Annotated in this window: 13 protein-coding genes and 1 pseudogene; 6 read left to right on the forward strand and 8 right to left on the reverse strand. The window is 44.8% G+C overall.

Features of this window, described 5'->3' with window-relative positions; translation table 11 throughout:
- Nucleotides 1–153: 153 nt before the first annotated feature.
- On the forward strand, nucleotides 154–993 hold the full coding sequence (locus WS42_RS07480; RefSeq protein WP_046404175.1) for an aldo/keto reductase: 840 nt from the start codon (nucleotides 154–156) through the stop codon (nucleotides 991–993).
- A gap of 167 nt (nucleotides 994–1,160) precedes the next feature.
- Nucleotides 1,161–2,348, forward strand: a complete 1,188-nt coding sequence (locus WS42_RS07485) for a class I SAM-dependent methyltransferase (RefSeq protein WP_046404191.1) — start codon at nucleotides 1,161–1,163, stop codon at nucleotides 2,346–2,348.
- On the opposite strand, the gene WS42_RS07490 is transcribed toward WS42_RS07485, so the two are convergent.
- Entirely contained in the window at nucleotides 2,345–3,820 is a 1,476-nt protein-coding gene (locus tag WS42_RS07490) for a radical SAM/SPASM domain-containing protein (protein WP_022160060.1), read from the reverse strand. The genes WS42_RS07485 and WS42_RS07490 overlap by 4 nt on opposite strands.
- Nucleotides 3,821–3,995: 175 nt before the next feature.
- Between WS42_RS07490 and WS42_RS07495 the strand changes: the two genes are divergently transcribed.
- Nucleotides 3,996–5,195, forward strand: coding sequence for an MFS transporter (locus WS42_RS07495; protein WP_022160061.1), 1,200 nt, complete (start codon nucleotides 3,996–3,998; stop codon nucleotides 5,193–5,195).
- On the opposite strand, the gene WS42_RS07500 is transcribed toward WS42_RS07495, so the two are convergent.
- Genes WS42_RS07500 through WS42_RS07520 form a run of 5 tightly spaced genes read right to left on the reverse strand, consistent with a single transcriptional unit; the run spans nucleotide 5,174 to nucleotide 10,975 of the window.
- On the reverse strand, nucleotides 5,174–6,256 hold the full coding sequence (locus WS42_RS07500) for an AMP-binding protein (RefSeq protein ID WP_022160062.1): 1,083 nt from the start codon (nucleotides 6,254–6,256) through the stop codon (nucleotides 5,174–5,176). The genes WS42_RS07495 and WS42_RS07500 overlap by 22 nt on opposite strands.
- A gap of 4 nt (nucleotides 6,257–6,260) precedes the next feature.
- The gene (locus tag WS42_RS07505) at nucleotides 6,261–7,304 is read right to left on the reverse strand and encodes an o-succinylbenzoate synthase (RefSeq protein WP_087381464.1); all 1,044 of its coding nucleotides are present in this window, start codon (nucleotides 7,302–7,304) and stop codon (nucleotides 6,261–6,263) included.
- Between the two features lie 29 nt (nucleotides 7,305–7,333).
- Nucleotides 7,334–8,149, reverse strand: coding sequence for a 1,4-dihydroxy-2-naphthoyl-CoA synthase (menB, locus tag WS42_RS07510; RefSeq protein WP_013610719.1), 816 nt, complete (start codon nucleotides 8,147–8,149; stop codon nucleotides 7,334–7,336).
- 23 nt (nucleotides 8,150–8,172) lie between these two features.
- Entirely contained in the window at nucleotides 8,173–9,867 is a 1,695-nt protein-coding gene (menD, locus tag WS42_RS07515) for a 2-succinyl-5-enolpyruvyl-6-hydroxy-3-cyclohexene-1-carboxylic-acid synthase (protein ID WP_046450931.1), read from the reverse strand.
- A gap of 16 nt (nucleotides 9,868–9,883) precedes the next feature.
- Complete coding sequence (locus WS42_RS07520) at nucleotides 9,884–10,975, reverse strand: chorismate-binding protein (protein WP_013610717.1); 1,092 nt, start codon at nucleotides 10,973–10,975, stop codon at nucleotides 9,884–9,886.
- 248 nt (nucleotides 10,976–11,223) lie between these two features.
- On the opposite strand from WS42_RS07520, the gene gadC reads away from it, so the two are divergent.
- From gadC to WS42_RS07535, 3 genes are all read left to right on the forward strand, one after another.
- Nucleotides 11,224–12,840 (forward strand): glutamine/gamma-aminobutyrate antiporter GadC, encoded by a 1,617-nt coding sequence (gene gadC, locus WS42_RS07525; RefSeq protein ID WP_022160066.1) that lies wholly within the window; start codon nucleotides 11,224–11,226, stop codon nucleotides 12,838–12,840.
- A 63-nt stretch (nucleotides 12,841–12,903) separates the two neighbouring features.
- Nucleotides 12,904–13,869: a glutaminase A gene (gene glsA / locus WS42_RS07530; protein ID WP_013610715.1), complete on the forward strand. Its 966-nt coding sequence runs from the start codon at nucleotides 12,904–12,906 to the stop codon at nucleotides 13,867–13,869.
- A gap of 140 nt (nucleotides 13,870–14,009) precedes the next feature.
- Nucleotides 14,010–14,696: an ion transporter gene (locus tag WS42_RS07535; RefSeq protein ID WP_013610714.1), complete on the forward strand. Its 687-nt coding sequence runs from the start codon at nucleotides 14,010–14,012 to the stop codon at nucleotides 14,694–14,696.
- 1,027 nt (nucleotides 14,697–15,723) lie between these two features.
- Here the strand turns inward: WS42_RS07535 and WS42_RS07545 are convergent.
- Nucleotides 15,724–15,969, reverse strand: a pseudogene (locus WS42_RS07545) (GNAT family N-acetyltransferase); the annotation flags it as partial.
- A gap of 223 nt (nucleotides 15,970–16,192) precedes the next feature.
- Complete coding sequence (locus WS42_RS07550) at nucleotides 16,193–17,107, reverse strand: hypothetical protein (protein ID WP_046403551.1); 915 nt, start codon at nucleotides 17,105–17,107, stop codon at nucleotides 16,193–16,195.
- Nucleotides 17,108–17,132 lie beyond the last annotated feature (25 nt).

The following is a 17,132-nucleotide window of genomic DNA, read 5'->3' on the forward strand; positions in this document are numbered from 1 at the left end:
GCAGTACAAAATTAGCGGGGCTCACTCATGTTTTTTGAACATGGGGTTACTTCTATCCGTAAAAACAGCAATATGAACCGAAATTTGTATAACACTCCCCGAAAAGAAAGAGTGTAATTTTGCGTATGAAAATAATCAATCACAATTAAGAATATGAATACGGTAAAATTAAACAACGGCGTCGAAATGCCTCAAATGGGTTATGGCGTCTATCAGGTATCACCTGCCGAATGCGAGCGTTGCGTAAGCGATGCCTTACAAGTAGGCTATCGGATGATCGACACGGCACAGGCCTACCATAACGAGGAAGGTGTAGGTAACGCCATACGCCGGAGCGGCATCGACCGCAAGGAGATTTTCCTCGTGTCGAAAGTCTGGATCTCCAACTACGGCTACGAAAAGGCAAAGGCTTCCATAAACGAAAGCCTGCGCAAGTTACAAACGGACTACATCGACCTGATGCTCCTGCACCAGCCGTTCTGTGACCGCTACGGCGCGTACCGAGCATTGGAAGAGGCATACAAGGAAGGAAAACTCCGTGCCATTGGCGTCAGCAATTTCTATCCCGACCACTTCATCGACATCGCCAGCAACATGGAAATTGTTCCGGCAGTAAATCAAGTGGAAACGCATGTGTTCGACCAACAAACCGAGCCGCAGCGAATCATGGAGGAGTTCGGTACACATATCATGTCGTGGGCTCCGTTCGCCGAAGGACGCAACGATTTCTTTACAAATCCGATACTTGCTGAAATCGGCAACAAGTATGACAAAAGCATAGCACAGGTCGCTCTGCGTTGGTTGATTCAGCGCGGCATAATCGTCATCCCCAAATCAACGCACATCGAACGGATGCAGCAAAATATCGACATCTTCGATTTTGTACTTTCCGACGAGGATATGGCCGCCATAACCATGCTCGATACGGGCCGCAGCCTCTTTTTCGATCACCACGACGCCGAAACGGCTCGTATGTTTATGGGATGGAGGTAAAATTATAAACCCCTGTTAACGAAAACACAATGTAAAAAAATCGAAGCAACCGGTAAATTATGGTCTACCGGTTGCCGGTTGCAGTCCGATCCGAAAGTACAGTTTTCAAGTATATCCGCCCACTTTCTCATTTTTTATCTCTATCTTTGGCGGCAAACGCCAAGATCATGCAGCTAACCGCCGGTCTAAAACAATTCATACGTGCACATCTGACTGACAATACCGACAAACTACTGTTGGCCGCTTCCCGTTTTCCCGGTATCGATATCCGTTTTGCCATCGATCAAATTATCGCCCGGCGTCAAATTCAGCATAAACTCCCTTTCTGGTATGAGCAGGATGAATTGATCTATCCTTCCCGTTTATCCACCGAACAGTGTTCATCGGAACAAACCGCCCTATATAAACAGCAACTTCTTAGAGGGAATACGGTCTGCGACCTGACCGGAGGACTCGGGATCGATACTTTTTACTTCGCCCAAAAAGCCGGGAATGTTATTTACGTCGAACGTTTTCCGGAATATTGTACCGCAGCACAGCATAATTTCAAGGTGTTGAATACCTCCAATATTCATATTATCCATTCGGATGCATGTGATATTATTCAAACCCTGCAAGCCGATACTTTCTATCTGGATCCTGCACGCCGGGGCAATGGTAATAAGCGACTGTTCGCTCTGACCGATTGTGAACCCGACATTCTCCAGCTCAAACCCTTGCTTTTAGAACGGGCCCGACGGGTAATCGTCAAAATATCCCCGATGGCCGATCCCGAAGAGACCCTGCGGTTCTTACCGGAAACCCGTGAAATCCATATTCTGGCGGTAAGGAATGAATGCAAAGAACTGTTATTCATCCTTGAAGGCACTACCCCCTCTGTACAACCGGTAAAAATATATGCAGTAAATCTAGGTGGTACGACCACCGAGCCACCTTTTATCTTTACTCCCGACGAAGAGAAAGAAGCTCCGTTGCAAGTGTGTCAAACCTTGCAAAACTATCTTTACGAACCCCATGCTGCCCTCTTAAAAAGCGGAGCATTCAAATTAATCGCTACCCGTTTGAATTTATTCAAATTACACCGGCACAGTCATTTATACACCTCCGAATCTTTATGTCAGGATTTTCCAGGCCGTATCTTCACTATCGAAGAGACCTATGAATTTTCCGGTAAGTTATTGAAACAGCTTTACCGCCAAATTCCCAAAGCCAACCTGACCACCCGTAATTTTCCCCTGACAGTGGCCGAACTCCGCAAACGCAGTAACATAAAAGAAGGGGGTGACATTTATTTATTTGCCACCACCCTCTATTCAGGTCAGCGAGTACTGATCCGGACACATAAAACCCATTAAACACTTAAAGCTTTTTCCTTTTCCTGCTTTTGTTCCGAAGTTTCCCGTTCCTTATCTTTTACCTCATTTCCTTTCCGTTTTTCGGCAGATTTTTCTACTTCCAGTTGTTTTTCTTCTTTCTGCTCTCCTGTACCGTTTTTACCATACCAGATGTGATCGGCTACTTTCCCCCATTTTTCTGCAGTTCCGACACATTTACCTGTCAATACATCCACATCTTCAGGTTTCAGCATATCCGTAGAATAAGCTTCCGAAACACGCACAACTTCTTTCAGACTATGGGGATTATCCAGCAACGGACAAGGACGCAAATGATTTTTATTAAAAGGCTGGCGTTGTTGATAAGCCTTAAACAAGGGAGAACGAAGTGCTTCCAGCAAAGAAACCTGCTTTATATTGACTGTCGAATAATGAATGAAAGCACAAGGTTCGACATCCCCATTGGCATTGATATGGAAATAATAACGTCCTCCGGCGATACATCCCCTGACATACTCCCCGTCATTCCAGAAATCCATAGCAAAGATCGGCTTTGTCTTACGGAACATACGTACTTGCTCGTACATGAATTTCCGCTGTTCGGAAGTCACCATCAATTCGGGTACAGCATCGTTACCGACCGGCATATAAGTGAAATACCAAACAAAAGCAGCCCCTTGGTCGATCATAAAATCAAGATATTCAGACGACCCGACGACATCGACGTTTTTACGATGATAACAAGTCGACATACCGAATAACAAGCGTTTGCGTTTCAATATCTCCATTGCTTTCATCACTGCCTTGAAAGTACCTTTTCCACGCCGCATATCCGTTTCTTCTTCATATCCTTCGACACTGATAGCCGGTGCAAAATTTCCAACCCTCAGCATATCGTCGGCAAAAGCCTCATCGATCAGGGTTCCGTTGGTAAACGCCAGAAAATAACAATCGGTATGTTTTTCACAAAGTTTGATGATATCTTTTTTCCGGACTAAAGGTTCCCCACCCGAAAAAATAAACATATAAATCCCCAAAGCTTTGGCTTCGGTAATAATACGGTCCAGGGTTTCCAGGTCCATTGACATCTGATGCCCGTATTCGGCCGCCCAACACCCCGTACACTTCAGGTTACAGGCAGAGGTCGGATCCATCAAAATCGTCCAGGGTACATGCACCCCATATTTTTTACTGGTCTCTTTTACAGCACTATTACCGATGATCGCTGCATTACATATCAGGGATTCGAATAGTTTTTTCCTGACATGCGGATCCCATTCCGTATAAGCCTTTTTTACCAGACGCGTCCAATTGTTCCCGGGATCCTGTAAACATTTCTCTAATTCATCCCAGGAGGATCCGTAAGTCCCGTCAAGGTCTATTTTCCGGATTATCTTTAAAGCTTTAGCCGCATTTACCTCAGGATCTCTTTCTACATACTTCAATAGCTGTTTTATGGCAAAAGCCTGCATCTGATTTTTAAATGTTCTCATCGTGAGTCTGTTTAGTTTATTTCCCTTAATAACGACAAACCATCGAATAAGTTTCGGCATGCCTCCTTTTAGTTTCGATACATTTTTCCGAAATTATTTAACTTTTTAGGTCCGCCTGCGTTACAATTCCATAAACAGACCATGCAAAATTACTTTCTAATTAAGCCATAAAACCATGAAGATCAAAACAGGCCAGGGAAATATGACATTGCAAAAATTGATAGCTATTTATTCTATATCCATGGTAACCTCTTTACCAGGCCTCGCTATCTCACCTATTCTGGGTAAATTGGAGTCGATATTCAGTTCGACAAGTGAATTACAACTGCAAATGCTGGAATCGCTACCCTCGTTTATCATCGTTCCTTTCATCCTCCTGGCAGGACGTATGTCCCTTTATTTCAATACAAAAAAATTATTGATTACCGGTCTGGCGATATTTTTCGCCTGTAGTATCGCCTATCCTTTCGCCGATCGGATGTGGGCATTGCTGCTGATCAGTGGCCTGCTCGGCATAGGAGCCGGACTGGTAATTCCTTTTTCAACAGGCCTGGTCGCCGATTATTTTTCGGGTTCTTACCGGACAAAACAATTGGGCTATGTGTCTGCGATCACTAACCTCACGCTGGTTATCGCCACTTTACTGGCCGGTTTTCTGGCCGGTATCAGCTGGCATTTATCCTTTGTCGTATATTGTATCTCAGGTATTTCCCTGTTTTTCGCATTCTATCTGGACGAAAAACCACCTTTCTATTCCGCTTCGGCCCAAGAGGCAACTCCGGTTCAACAGCCGGCGACACATCATCATAAAAAATACAACTGGTTGATCAAACTCATGCTTTTCTACTATGTGGCTACTTTTCTGGCACTGACCATACCGCTCAATCTCTCCCTTTATATGCATAATCTGAAATTGGGGAATTACGACATTTCCGGCACGTTGATATCCGTATTCTTTTTGTCTATGACTTTACCGGGTTTGCTGATCAACCGCATCATCGCTCTACTGAAAGCCTATACCAATTTTATAGCCATCGTTTTACTGACCGTAGGATTAATCTTCTTTGTCTTCAAAGCAGGTATGTTCTTACTGACCCTCGGAGTCATTCTGACCGGCTTTGGCTATGGAATCATGCAACCGATCATTTACGATAAAACAGCTTCCCACGTAAAACCTTCGGAAGCCACTTTCGTCCTGTCCCTGGTGATGGTGATGAATTATATCGCAATCATCACTTATCCGTTTATCCTACAGGGAATCGAAAGTCTGTTTTCAACGGATTCGGCCTATTTCCCTTTTATCCTCAGCACGATCATCGCCTGTTGTTTCAGTATTTTTGCCTTTTTCCGTCATCATTCGGAGACCCTCAATTGATGGACAGGATAAAAGACCGCATTTTCAGGCAAGGTACGTACAACTTTCCCAGAGGTCGTCTCCCGGAAAAAAGGACTGACTACAAACGCTTTGGGCAACTCGAAACGTCCCAGCAAAGGCCGGATTTTTTGCAGCAATAGTTGCAAAGACACGAAGTCCCAGTGTGCCCCTTCCAAGGCCAGCAGGACACTTTCGCCCAACACTTCATCCGGCCGGGAAGTAATAAAAAAACGTCCCGGGATACTACGGACCAATTTTTGTTCGATTAATTCAGGAAACAATTTGATCCCTCCTGAATTAATCACATAGTCGAACCTTCCCAGCCACTCGAACCGTTTGTTTCCATGCAATCTGACCATATCGTTCGTCACAAAACGGCGGGCTTGTAAATGGGGGGCATTGATGATCAGACATCCCCGCTCATCCTGTTCGAACCCGACCTCCCCCAAAGCAAAATAAGCCGGATCACTATTCAACTTTTTCAAGGCGATATGAGACACCGTCTCGGTCATTCCATATGTAGCGTAACATTGTGTCGGAATTTTTTTCAACCGTTCTTCTAAAGCCACGGATACCGGAGCCCCTCCGATAATCAGATGACGAATATACCCGAAGCGTTGTTTTTCCGATTCTGATTTCATAGATTCCTCCACCTGCATCGGCACCATAGCAGCCAGGTCGATCCTCCTGTCCACATATTCCTCCTGTCCCGTTATTCGTAAAGGATGAGAGGAAACTTTCACAGTCAACAACTCGGCACCTGCTTCCAGAGCCCTGACGACCATCATCTTTCCCGCAATATACGAAACCGAAAGACACAGCAATAAAACCGATTCCCGGTCGATAGCAAAAAAAGCATTTGTCATACGGGCAGAAGCCCGCATATCCGCTTTGGACAACTGTATCTCTTTAGGAGCACCTGTCGAACCGGAAGTATGCCCCAGTACATAAGAACGATCGTCGAACCACTCTTCTAAAAAAAGGAACAATTCTTCATCTGCCTGTTCACGAAGTTGTTCCAGGCAAGTATACACCCTTCCATTTAACCGTACTTCCATCATATACTCAGCTAATAGACGACAAATCCCACATTCTCTGTGGACGATAATATAATCTTTCCCCGGTCAACTGCAAAGGTGAAGGGATATTGTTGGTATAGAGCAGCCCTGTTCCTAATCCCTGAGGCATCGGATTCTGTAATCCATACGTCCACTGTGCCAATGCACTCAATCCGATATTCGACTCCAGGGCAGAAGTCACCCACCATCCGATACCTCTTGCTTCAGCCAGCCGGATCCACTCTTCCGTTCCGCTAAAACCACCGGCCAAAGCCGGTTTCAAAATAATGTACCGGGGCCGGATCGCTTCCAGCAATTCACGTTTCTGCCCGGCATCGTTTACTCCGATCAATTCTTCATCGAGCGCTATAGGCACCGGTGTCCGGGCACAAAGCCGGGCCATCTCCCGCCATTGCCCCTGACGGATAGGTTGTTCGATAGAATGCAAATCGTATTTTGCCAAAGCATCCAAGCGTTCCAGAGCTGTCTCAGGAGCGAAAGCGCCGTTCGCATCCACCCTCAGTTCCACGTCTTCCCTACCGAAACGGCGACGGATAAATTTCAATAAGTCGAGCTCCGACTGAAAATCAATGGCTCCGATTTTCACTTTTATACAATGAAATCCGGCATCTAATTTAGCCCGGATTCGTTGCAACATCGTTTCCCGGTCTCCCATCCAAATGAGTCCGTTGATTTCGATCCCTGCTTCGCCGGCAGAAAAAGCAGAAGGAAAATAAATCCGCTTTCCTCCTTGCCGCAAATCGGCAAATGCCATCTCCACACCAAAACGGATCGAACTCCATTCCTGAAGAGAGGCTGTCTCTATTTCAGCGATACGATTACAAACCTCTCTCAGCTTTTCTTCATAATCCGGCCGGTCTTCGGCACTTAATCCCCGGAAGAGAGCACACTCGCCAAGCCCGAAGCAGGTCTCCGCGCCTTCCTCCCAAATCCGGATAAAATAAGTATCCTTATCCAACAGAATCCCCCGGGACGTCCCGGAAGGTTCTTTGAAATGAAGCCGATATTTCTGAAAAGATGCTTTCAACATGATACCGATAACCTGATCGAATAAAGAATTCAAGGAAATTTGGGAAATTGATCGAAATCCGGATCCCGTTTCTCTAAAAAGGCATTCTTCCCTTCCTGGGCTTCAGCCATCAAATAATACATCAAAGTCGCATCTCCGGCAAATTCCATCAGTCCGTGTTGCCCATCCAATTCGGCATTCAAAGCCCGTTTTATCATTCGGATAGCCATAGGACTACGTTTCATAATGGTTTTACACCAATCCACCGTCTCGTCTTCCAATTGTTCGAAGGGAACCACTTTATTGACCATTCCCATTTCTTCGGCTTCTTTGGCTGTATATTGCCGACAAAGAAACCAGATCTCACGTGCTTTTTTCTGTCCGACACAACGAGCCAGATACGAAGAACCAAATCCTCCGTCGAAACTCCCTACTTTCGGTCCGGTTTGTCCGAAACGGGCATTCTCGGAAGCGATAGTCAGATCACAGATTACATGCAACACATGCCCGCCTCCGATAGCATAACCGTTGACCATAGCGATCACAGGTTTGGGAAGTGAACGGATTGCCTTGTGCAAATCGAGTACATTCAGACGGGGCACCCCGTTCTCATCTATATATCCTCCTACACCCTTCACATGCTGATCTCCCCCGGAACAAAAAGCTTTATCTCCGGCACCTGTCAACACGACAACCCCGATATCGTTGCGTTCCCGGCAAATCGTCATCGCATCCAGCATCTCTTTATTCGTTTGAGGACGAAAAGCATTATACACCCGGGGACGGTTGATCGTAATCTTTGCAATTCCTTCGAAGAAATCGAATTTGATATCTTCGTATTCTTTTATGGTTTGCCACTTTCTCATAAACTGTTTTATTTAATATATTATCATTCTCCTTGTAAACTCCGGAAGTAACTTTTCAACACCTCTGCATTCTTCAAACGTGGGGTTTCGACCTCCAGGATCACGGGCCATTCGGTTTCATTGAAGAACTCAGGTAAAACACCGGCCAGTTCAACCTCATCGCTTGCTTTGAAATAACGGAAATGATGAAGTTGTGCAAATCCGCAGACATCTACCTCCGTCCCGGTTTCGAAACATTCTTCCAACTCTTCCAGTTCCGAAGGACCGGATATGAATCTGAAAATACCACCCCCGCCATTTTTCATCACAATAATCTTCAAACGAGAGGATATATATTTATTCCACAATGCGTTGGAATCGTACAGAAAACTCATATCCCCGGTGATCAGCGTTGTTATTCCTTCCCTCATCAAGGCAGCCCCCACAGCTGTTGAAGTCGAACCGTCTATCCCACTTGTCCCCCGGTTTCCGTCTACCCGCTTCACCTGAAAATAGTCGAACAGTTGTCCGTAACGCACAGGAGTACTGTTAGCCAGCTGCAAGGCAGATCCTTCCGGCAATGCCGGCAAAATAAGCGAAAAAGCCTTCCAATCCGACCACTCTACCCGACCGGCAAATTCCTCATGACGTACTGCCGCCGATTCTTTCTTTTCTTTCCAACGCAAAGCATAATCAGATGCCCTACCTTTGGCCACCGCTACCAATTGCGGAAAAAAACATTCTGCTTCCAATTGGATCTGAGTCGTCAGTACCTGCATGGTATCGGCCGGATGCTCGGTACGATCGATACTCCAATGCCAACGAGGCCGGAATTTCCGCAGATAAGCTTTCACATGCCTGGAAATCAACGGTCCCCCGAAAGTAATCAACAACTCCGGACGATATTCCTCCCGCTCTGTCTCTTTTACCGTTGCCAATACCCGGTCGATCGTTCCGATATGCCGCTCAGAAGTCACATTAGCCAGCGTTTCTGTCAATACCACTACATTCGGATAACCCGCCAACCGATGAAGCGCTTCTCTCAACCGGAAATCAGGCCGATGAAATCCGGCCAGAATCATCACCTTCGGGCAATGATCGAAGATATCCACCAGACGTTGCATCACCCCGACCGACAGACTCGGGGCCGGATCGATACATTCGATCGTCCTTACTTCCCGCTCCGGGTAATCCCTCAGCCCATAGAGCGATTCCCGCAAGGGTATATTCAGATGTACAGGTCCCTGCCGGCCTTTCAAAGCGGTATTCAAAGCATCGTTGACCAGACGATTGGCATACCAGTGTTCGTCTGCATGGAACAGTTCGGCCGGTAACTGATAAGAAGCCTTTACAATATTCCGGAAAACCGCTTGTTGCCGGATTGTCTGGCTATCGTCCTGATCGATCCATTCCACCGGACGGTCGGCCGTGATCACGATCAAGGGTAAACGTTGGTAATATGCTTCCGCTATCGCCGGTGCATAATTCAAAGGAGCAGTCCCCGACGTGCATACCAAAGCCACCGGAACACCCGATTGTTGCGCCATACCCAGAGCCATAAAAGCGGCACTCCGTTCGTCGAGCACGACAAAGTGCCTGATTTGTTTCTCACGGGCAAATGCAACCAACAAAGGAGCATTTCTGGAGCCCGGCGATAATACCACCTGACGGATTCCTTTTTCTTTCAGAACCTCTATCAATATCTTTATTCCTTCTTTATCTGTAGTTAAGTATTCCATATTCCGACGACAAAATTTATTTATCGCTATACTGTACGATATCCAACAAGGTCCTCGATTTCAATTCAGTTTCTTCCCATTCTTTCCGGGGATCGGACAAGGCCGTAATCCCCCCTCCGATATGTAATCTGATTCTATCGGGCCACAACTCCATACTACGTAAATTCACAAACCAATCCCAACATCCGTCACCCGATACCGGCCCCACATACCCGGCATAATACCGCCGGTTACGTCCTTCTATCCGCCTGATCATCGGAAGAGCCGATCCAGCAGGTACCCCTCCCACCGCAGGAGTCGGATGCAAAGCACGACGTACCCGGTCGGTCAGCCCGGGAGTCAGTTTTCCCACATGCCGAAAAACGGTACACAAATGTTCAACCTGTCCGGCTTGTTTTGAAAAGGGGCCCTCCTGTCGCCATTTTTCTCCACATACCGTCTCTAACAGCTCTGCCATATATTCCGTTACGATAGCCTGTTCCTCGATCTCCTTCTGCCCCCAAGCTCCTGATGTTCCTACCCTTCGGGTACCCGCCAGAGCCATAGTCTCGGTTCCAGCCGCCGACTGCCTCAAGAAAATCTCCGGTGTCGCTCCCAACCAACAGGTTTTACCAGGAACAAAAACCAAAAACACAAAAGCTTCCGGATAACGATCAGCCAAAGCAGTATACCAGACAGCCGCTTTTTCATAAGCCCGTTCCTGTAAAGTAATTGTTCTGGACAAAACCATCTTGCGTACCTGACCTTGTTTTAAGGCCGCTACCATCGCCGCCACCTGACTTTCATATTCTTCCCAGGAAATATCCGGTTCCTGCCCGGGTTTAATATCGGTTAGCCCCATAGTCCCGCTTAAGCCGGTCCGGATTTCAATATCCGTCGTTACCTCCCTAAAGGTTATATCTCCCCGGATAAACCAGGCAGGTACTTCTTCAGATTCGGCAAAAGGAACCAGAATAAATCCCTTTCCCTGTTCTCCAACCTGACGGAAAGGGGCAACTTCACCGTCCAGCTGAGCGCCGAAAACAGATTCTCGTTCTCCCGGTAAACGATAGGAATAAAAAGGGGTTCCCTGCTTCAAACAAAGCGTTTGTGCTTCTGCAACTGTCATTTTTATCACTGTTTAGTAGATATCCTGCAAAAGTATCCAAAATTATACAATTAAATATCGGTTTAATTTGTTTTCTTCTTATCCCACTTCAAGGAAAAAGGATTTCCTCCGTCAAAGTTAAATAATGTAAGGATTTAAACATTCATTTTATCAAACTCGTACCTAGGACAGCAAAAGCGATAACAAATTCAAAAAATATAAAACACTTAATTTCAAGCTTATATTTATTAATTAAATTTATTCAAACTATGGCAACAAATTCCAAAAAAACAGGAACGGCGGCAAAAATCGGCGTAATGACCCTGGCTATCATGAACGTTGCAGCAGTAGTGAGTCTTCGTGGTCTGCCGGCAGAAGCCGAATATGGCCTGAGTTCGGCTTTCTATTATCTGTTCGCTGCAATCGTATTTTTAATCCCGACTTCGTTGGTAGCGGCCGAACTAGCGGCCATGTTCTCCAACAAAGAAGGTGGGGTATTTCGTTGGGTCGGTGAAGCTTACGGAAAAAGATACGGCTTCCTGGCTATTTTCCTGCAATGGATCGAAAGTACCATCTGGTATCCGACCGTATTGACCTTCGGTGCTGTATCCATTGCCTATATTGGCATGAATAATGTACATGATGCAGCACTGGCTTCCAACAAAGTCTTTACCTTGGTCACTGTATTGGTCATCTACTGGGTAGCCACTTTTATTTCACTGAAAGGATTGGGCTGGGTAAGTAAAATCTCAAAAATCGGCGCAACGGTAGGAACTATTATTCCGGCCGGTTTACTGATTCTTTTCGGTATTATCTATTTAGCAACCGGAGGGCATAATAACATGGATATGAGTCAGGGATTCTTCCCGGACCTGTCCAATTTCAATAACCTGGTATTAGCTTCCAGTATATTCCTGTTTTATGCCGGTATGGAAATGTCCGGTATTCACGTTATGGATGTAAAAGAACCCGCCAGTAAGAACTATCCTAAAGCCATCTTTATCGGTGCCATCATTATCGTTGTCATTTTCATTCTAGGTACTTTTGCCCTGGGATTGATTATTCCGGCTAAAGAAATCAACTTAACCCAAAGTTTATTGGTCGGTTTTGACAATTATTTGGCTTATCTTCATATTCATTGGGCTTCGCCAATCATCGCCATCGCCTTGATGTTCGGTGTATTAGCCGGAGTTCTAACCTGGGTTGCCGGTCCGTCAAAAGGTATTTTTGCCGTCGGTAAAGCCGGTTATCTGCCTCCTTTTTTCCAAAAAACGAATAAAATCGGAGTACAGAAAAACATCCTGATCATTCAGGGGTGCATCGTTACTTTATTGGCCTTATTATTTGTTGTCATGCCTTCTGTCCAATCTTTCTATCAGATGCTTTCACAGTTGACCGTATTGCTATACCTGATTATGTACATGCTGATGTTTACAGCAGCCATCACTTTACGGTATAAAATGTCCAAAGCCGATCGTCCTTTCGCTATCGGACGGAAAGGAAACGGCCTGATCTGGATAGTGGCAGGCATCGGTTTCCTGGGTGCCCTGCTGGCATTCGTATTAAGCTTTATCCCACCTTCTCAGATTGCAACCGGAAGTAATACCGTATGGTTTACCGTACTGATCCTGGGGTGCATTATCTTTGTAGCCATACCACTGATTATTTATTCTTTGCGTAAGCCGTCCTGGAAAGATCCGAATACGGAAATCCAACCTTTTCATTGGGAAGTTGCTCCGGTTACTGCTACTACAACAAACCCAGCCACAGTAACCCCCACTCCGGTAACAACCCCGGCCGGCACTCCTCAGACTAATACATCGACCGGGCAAACAACAATTCCCCCAACGCTGGGAGCAAAAGAGAACCCGACTTCACAAAAATAATCCCTTTTTCTGTTCCGGCTTATTTTCAATAAATCCGGAACAGAAAAAATTAAATTTTGAATCATGAAAAAGACCATAAAAATAACCGACCTCGAAGCCATTGTCAAACAAGCTCATGAGAAAGTAAAAAATCTGAAAGGCGGAAAGAATGCCGACTATATCCCTTTCCTGGCTAAAATCGATCCTAACCTTTTCGGTATCGCTGTCTGTCTACCCACGGGAGAAGTCATCGAAGCCGGAGATACAACCTATGTTTTCGGTATCGAATCTATTTCTAAAGTCCATACAGCTGTATTGATACTCAAACAATATGGAGCCGAAGCCGTATTGAAAAAGATAGGCGCCGATGCAACCGGGCTTCCTTTCAACTCCATCATGGCAATCTTACTGGAAAAGGATCATCCGAGTACCCCCTTGGTCAATGCCGGCGCTATCAGTGCCGATAGTATGGTTAAGCCCATCGGTGATCCCAATTCGAAATGGGCTGCTATTGCCGACAATATGGCCGATCTATGCGGTAGCGAATTAATATTACAAGACGAACTTTACAAATCGGAATCCGCCACAAATTTCAACAATCGTTCTATCGCCTGGTTATTGAAAAATTACAACCGGATTTACGACGATCCGGACATGTCGCTGGATCTCTATACCCGACATTGCTCTATGGGAGTAACGACCAAACAGTTAGCGATAGCAGGTTGTACGATAGCTAACAAAGGTAAAAATCCGGTAACCGGTAAACAGGTATTCGATGAATCCCTGATGCCCCATATCATTTCCCTGATCACTGCTGTCGGTTTCTACGAACACACCGGCGACTGGATCTACACCAGCGGTATCCCTGCCAAAACCGGAGTCGGTGGCGGCGTGATGGGTTGTCTGCCCGGCGTATTCGGTATTGCAGCCTTTGCTCCTCCATTAGACGATGCCGGAAACTCGGTGAAAGCACAAGCTGCCATCAAATACATCGCCCGGGAACTCGGAGTCAATGTCTTCAGTGGCGACACTGTAGAAATTATAAAATAACTCATAAAGTCGTTTCCCCTGCGAGCGCTTCGTTTACGTCCCCGATACGTCCCACCGAAAGTCCCGTAAATTAAGTACCCGCAGGGGACACCGACTTTACAAACTTTATGAACTTTACAAATTTTATAAACCCATAGACCATGGTACAGAACGATAAACCTATCGTAAAATTCCTGAACATTATGGTATTGCTCAGTAGCATACTGGTTCTGGTAATTATTTCTATCGAATTATTATCTGCAACAACGATTTTATCCGAACGCTTTATTCTGAATACCCATTTAATGGTCTGTACGATTTTCCTGGCAGATTTCTTTGTCCGCTGGTATTTTAGTCAGGAAGGATGGCATTTTCTGGGTCATCATATCTTTTTATTATTGATTTCTATCCCCTATCTGAATATCGTATATATTTCTTCCGCTCATCTTTCCCATGCCACCTGGGTTTTACTGCGTTTAATTCCTATCGCCCGGGGTATCTACGGTATATCAATCATCGTCAGCTGGATGACCCGCAGTAAAGTAACCAATCTGTTCGTCACCTATCTGTCCATCGTCTTTGTTATCATTTATTTTTGCAGCATCATGTTCTACTTCGTCGAGCATGGCCCAAACCCCATGGTCAAAGACTACTGGGATGCCTTCAACTGGTCATTGATGAACGTCACTACCGTCGGTTCCAACATCTTCGGCGTCACAAAATTAGGCCAATCGCTGGCTGTTATCCTAGCCGCTTCGGGCATGGTATTTTTTCCGATTTTCACTGCATTCGTAGTGGACAACTTCCAGAAAAAGCGGAAAGAAGCGGAAACACCGACACACAATTGATTCTAAAGACCTGAAACAGTATTTCTGTATCGTTTTTAGTTACAACAGTCAGACTTGACTTTAAAACCTTTATAACCGTTAAAACCGCCGTTACTATTTAAAAAGTAGGTTTATTTTTTCTTTCTATTCCGATTCCGGTTTTTATGCCGTCAGACCGGTTCGCCTGGAACGGTCCGTTAAGGCTTTCCTTCACTGACCGGCGGAACTCCTCACTCCGTTCGTCAGACACCACCGGTCGGGCGTTCGGAAAACCTAACCGGACACTCGTTCCTGCTCCAATGGTCCTCCGGTATAAAACCCTGCATCTAACGTTAGAGCTAACCGGCAAAGAAAATACAAGCGGAAATTTACAGCCATAGGAAACCGGACTGTTCGGCTTATTTTCGGGGAGAATGGTATTTCTCAAATCAAGATTAGTCTGCAATTCAGTGATAACGTAAGTCGGAGGTGTTCGTGTTTAGAGACCATTGGAGCTCTGTCGAGTGTCGTCTTGCTTTTTCTGAACGCCCGACCGGTGGTGTCTGACGAACGTAGTGAGGAGTTCCGCCGGTCAGTGAAAGAAAAAGGTAGACGACCGACAGAAGCGACCGGGTCTCCAAACACGAACACCGAAGACGAATAAGTACAAAATTAAACCTACGTATTCCAGTTTTTTAACAATTCAGTTTACTTATACCTCATGATATAACCCGATCTGTTTCAATCTTGAAATAATATCCGTATACTCTCACACATTATATCCCTGAGAGCAAATTTATTTCCGCTCTCTCTTTCTAACAACGATGTAAAATGGGAAAGAACACGCTGCTTTTAATACCAATACCTCTTCCAAAGTCTTTTCCATCACAATTTTCTCCGCATTTCTCAAATTAAACCTTCCTTTCAAATGATCTAATATCCTATCCGGCTTGTAACTTCTCCGACTTACCGTAATTCAAAACTAACCTGCTTACCGTTACTTCACCGACTAAAACTTACCCCTGCTATATCCCTCGTATTCCATACTGTACATATCAAAACCTTCTGCCTAATAGTCCTTTTTGATTTCATTTAAGGTAAACCCTTATTTTTCATAAAATTTATAAGCAACCTGTAAAGTCCTGACAGTTATTTTTTGGATACCGGGAATAGTTTTCAGCACTTCAATTCTATATTTCAATAATTTTGTCCCTAATGATTTACCCTGAAAGTCCGGATGTATGATATCCCAACTTATTTTCCCTATGGTTTTGTTTTCTGCAAAATTTATTCCACCACACCCGACAACATGACCAATCGGAATAAGGAAAGTTTTCTTTAAAGACCATTGCATCAATCATGGGTGTATAAAATTTTAAGAAATTTAGATTTATATATGACCCGTAGTAGCTGGAATAAAATCAAAAGTTACCATCATGTAATAGTAGAATAATATAATAACCGGGCGGAAAAGCTGCCCGGTTACATTTTCCAGCCCCAATACCGGCAATAGTAGGATGCCCGAAAACATCCCCTGATTATTGGGGAATGGTCTGGGTCTTACATTTAAAATCGATGTATCTGCCGGAGGCTCCAACAATATTCATAATACCTTTCCGGCCGTCTTCCGTTATAAAACCTATATTATCACCTTTTTTTACCTGAATTTTCGTTACTGTATTTGTAAAATCTATGGCTAGAATCTCTTTATCTTTCACCTTTGTAAAATTTATATCCTCCAGTTTTACCATACGGGTTCCCCGCATCTCTGTCAGTACATAATCCGTAATTCCCTGCCCTTTCAGTCTTTCAACGACCTCCGGATCTGTGGGTGAATAGATAAAATATTCCCTGGCGCCGTCAGAAATAGAATAAAAATCAATATAAGGAATATTCCTCTTATAATAAGTAGCTAAGTTGGGATTTACACCATAAAGAGCATCTTTTTCCGAAGAGTAAAAAGCATAATTCTTGGAAGTATAGGTATTGGCAAAAAAGAGCCCTTTCTTACTTTCTTTATAATTAGCAACCAGCATCGAAGAGGTTATAGTCTGGAATTTCCCATTGACGGCAGTTACCGTAAAATCCAGGCTGATTGATTCTCCGGGCAGAGGGGGAACAACGATGGGATATTCTATAATTGCAGTTTTCACCGGACGGCTTAAATATCCATTTGAATCCACTGTAACAGAGTCCACTAATACAATTGTCGGTAAAGCCGGAGCAGAATCCAGTTCATGACTAACATTCGAAATAACAACCCGTTCAAGTCCACTCATACTCTGCGCCATCAATTTATATACATACACATCCTTGGGATTTGCATAAGGTTCTTCTATGGCTTCCAGCATAATCAGACGCAGATTATCTTTTTCTTCAAAACGATCATCAATACTGTTACACCTCCAGCAACAGCATCCTAATAATAGAATCAATATATATTTAAATCTCATAACAAGCTATTTAAAATCATTAAAC

The sequence above is a fragment of the Odoribacter sp. N54.MGS-14 genome (genome assembly GCF_000980295.1).
GTDB lineage: Bacteria > Bacteroidota > Bacteroidia > Bacteroidales > Marinifilaceae > Odoribacter > Odoribacter splanchnicus.

Coding starts and splice junctions, on each gene's coding strand:
- WS42_RS07505 (WP_087381464.1), bottom strand. CDS start 7,304: ATGTTGAAAGCATCTTTTCAGAAATATCGGCTTCATTTCAAAGAACCT.
- WS42_RS07500 (WP_022160062.1), bottom strand. CDS start 6,256: ATGATGGAAGTACGGTTAAATGGAAGGGTGTATACTTGCCTGGAACAA.
- gadC (WP_022160066.1), top strand. CDS start 11,224: ATGGCAACAAATTCCAAAAAAACAGGAACGGCGGCAAAAATCGGCGTA.
- WS42_RS07520 (WP_013610717.1), bottom strand. CDS start 10,975: ATGACAGTTGCAGAAGCACAAACGCTTTGTTTGAAGCAGGGAACCCCT.
- WS42_RS07490 (WP_022160060.1), bottom strand. CDS start 3,820: ATGAGAACATTTAAAAATCAGATGCAGGCTTTTGCCATAAAACAGCTA.
- WS42_RS07495 (WP_022160061.1), top strand. CDS start 3,996: ATGAAGATCAAAACAGGCCAGGGAAATATGACATTGCAAAAATTGATA.
- WS42_RS07480 (WP_046404175.1), top strand. CDS start 154: ATGAATACGGTAAAATTAAACAACGGCGTCGAAATGCCTCAAATGGGT.
- WS42_RS07550 (WP_046403551.1), bottom strand. CDS start 17,107: ATGAGATTTAAATATATATTGATTCTATTATTAGGATGCTGTTGCTGG.
- menD (WP_046450931.1), bottom strand. CDS start 9,867: ATGGAATACTTAACTACAGATAAAGAAGGAATAAAGATATTGATAGAG.
- menB (WP_013610719.1), bottom strand. CDS start 8,149: ATGAGAAAGTGGCAAACCATAAAAGAATACGAAGATATCAAATTCGAT.
- WS42_RS07485 (WP_046404191.1), top strand. CDS start 1,161: ATGCAGCTAACCGCCGGTCTAAAACAATTCATACGTGCACATCTGACT.
- WS42_RS07535 (WP_013610714.1), top strand. CDS start 14,010: ATGGTACAGAACGATAAACCTATCGTAAAATTCCTGAACATTATGGTA.
- glsA (WP_013610715.1), top strand. CDS start 12,904: ATGAAAAAGACCATAAAAATAACCGACCTCGAAGCCATTGTCAAACAA.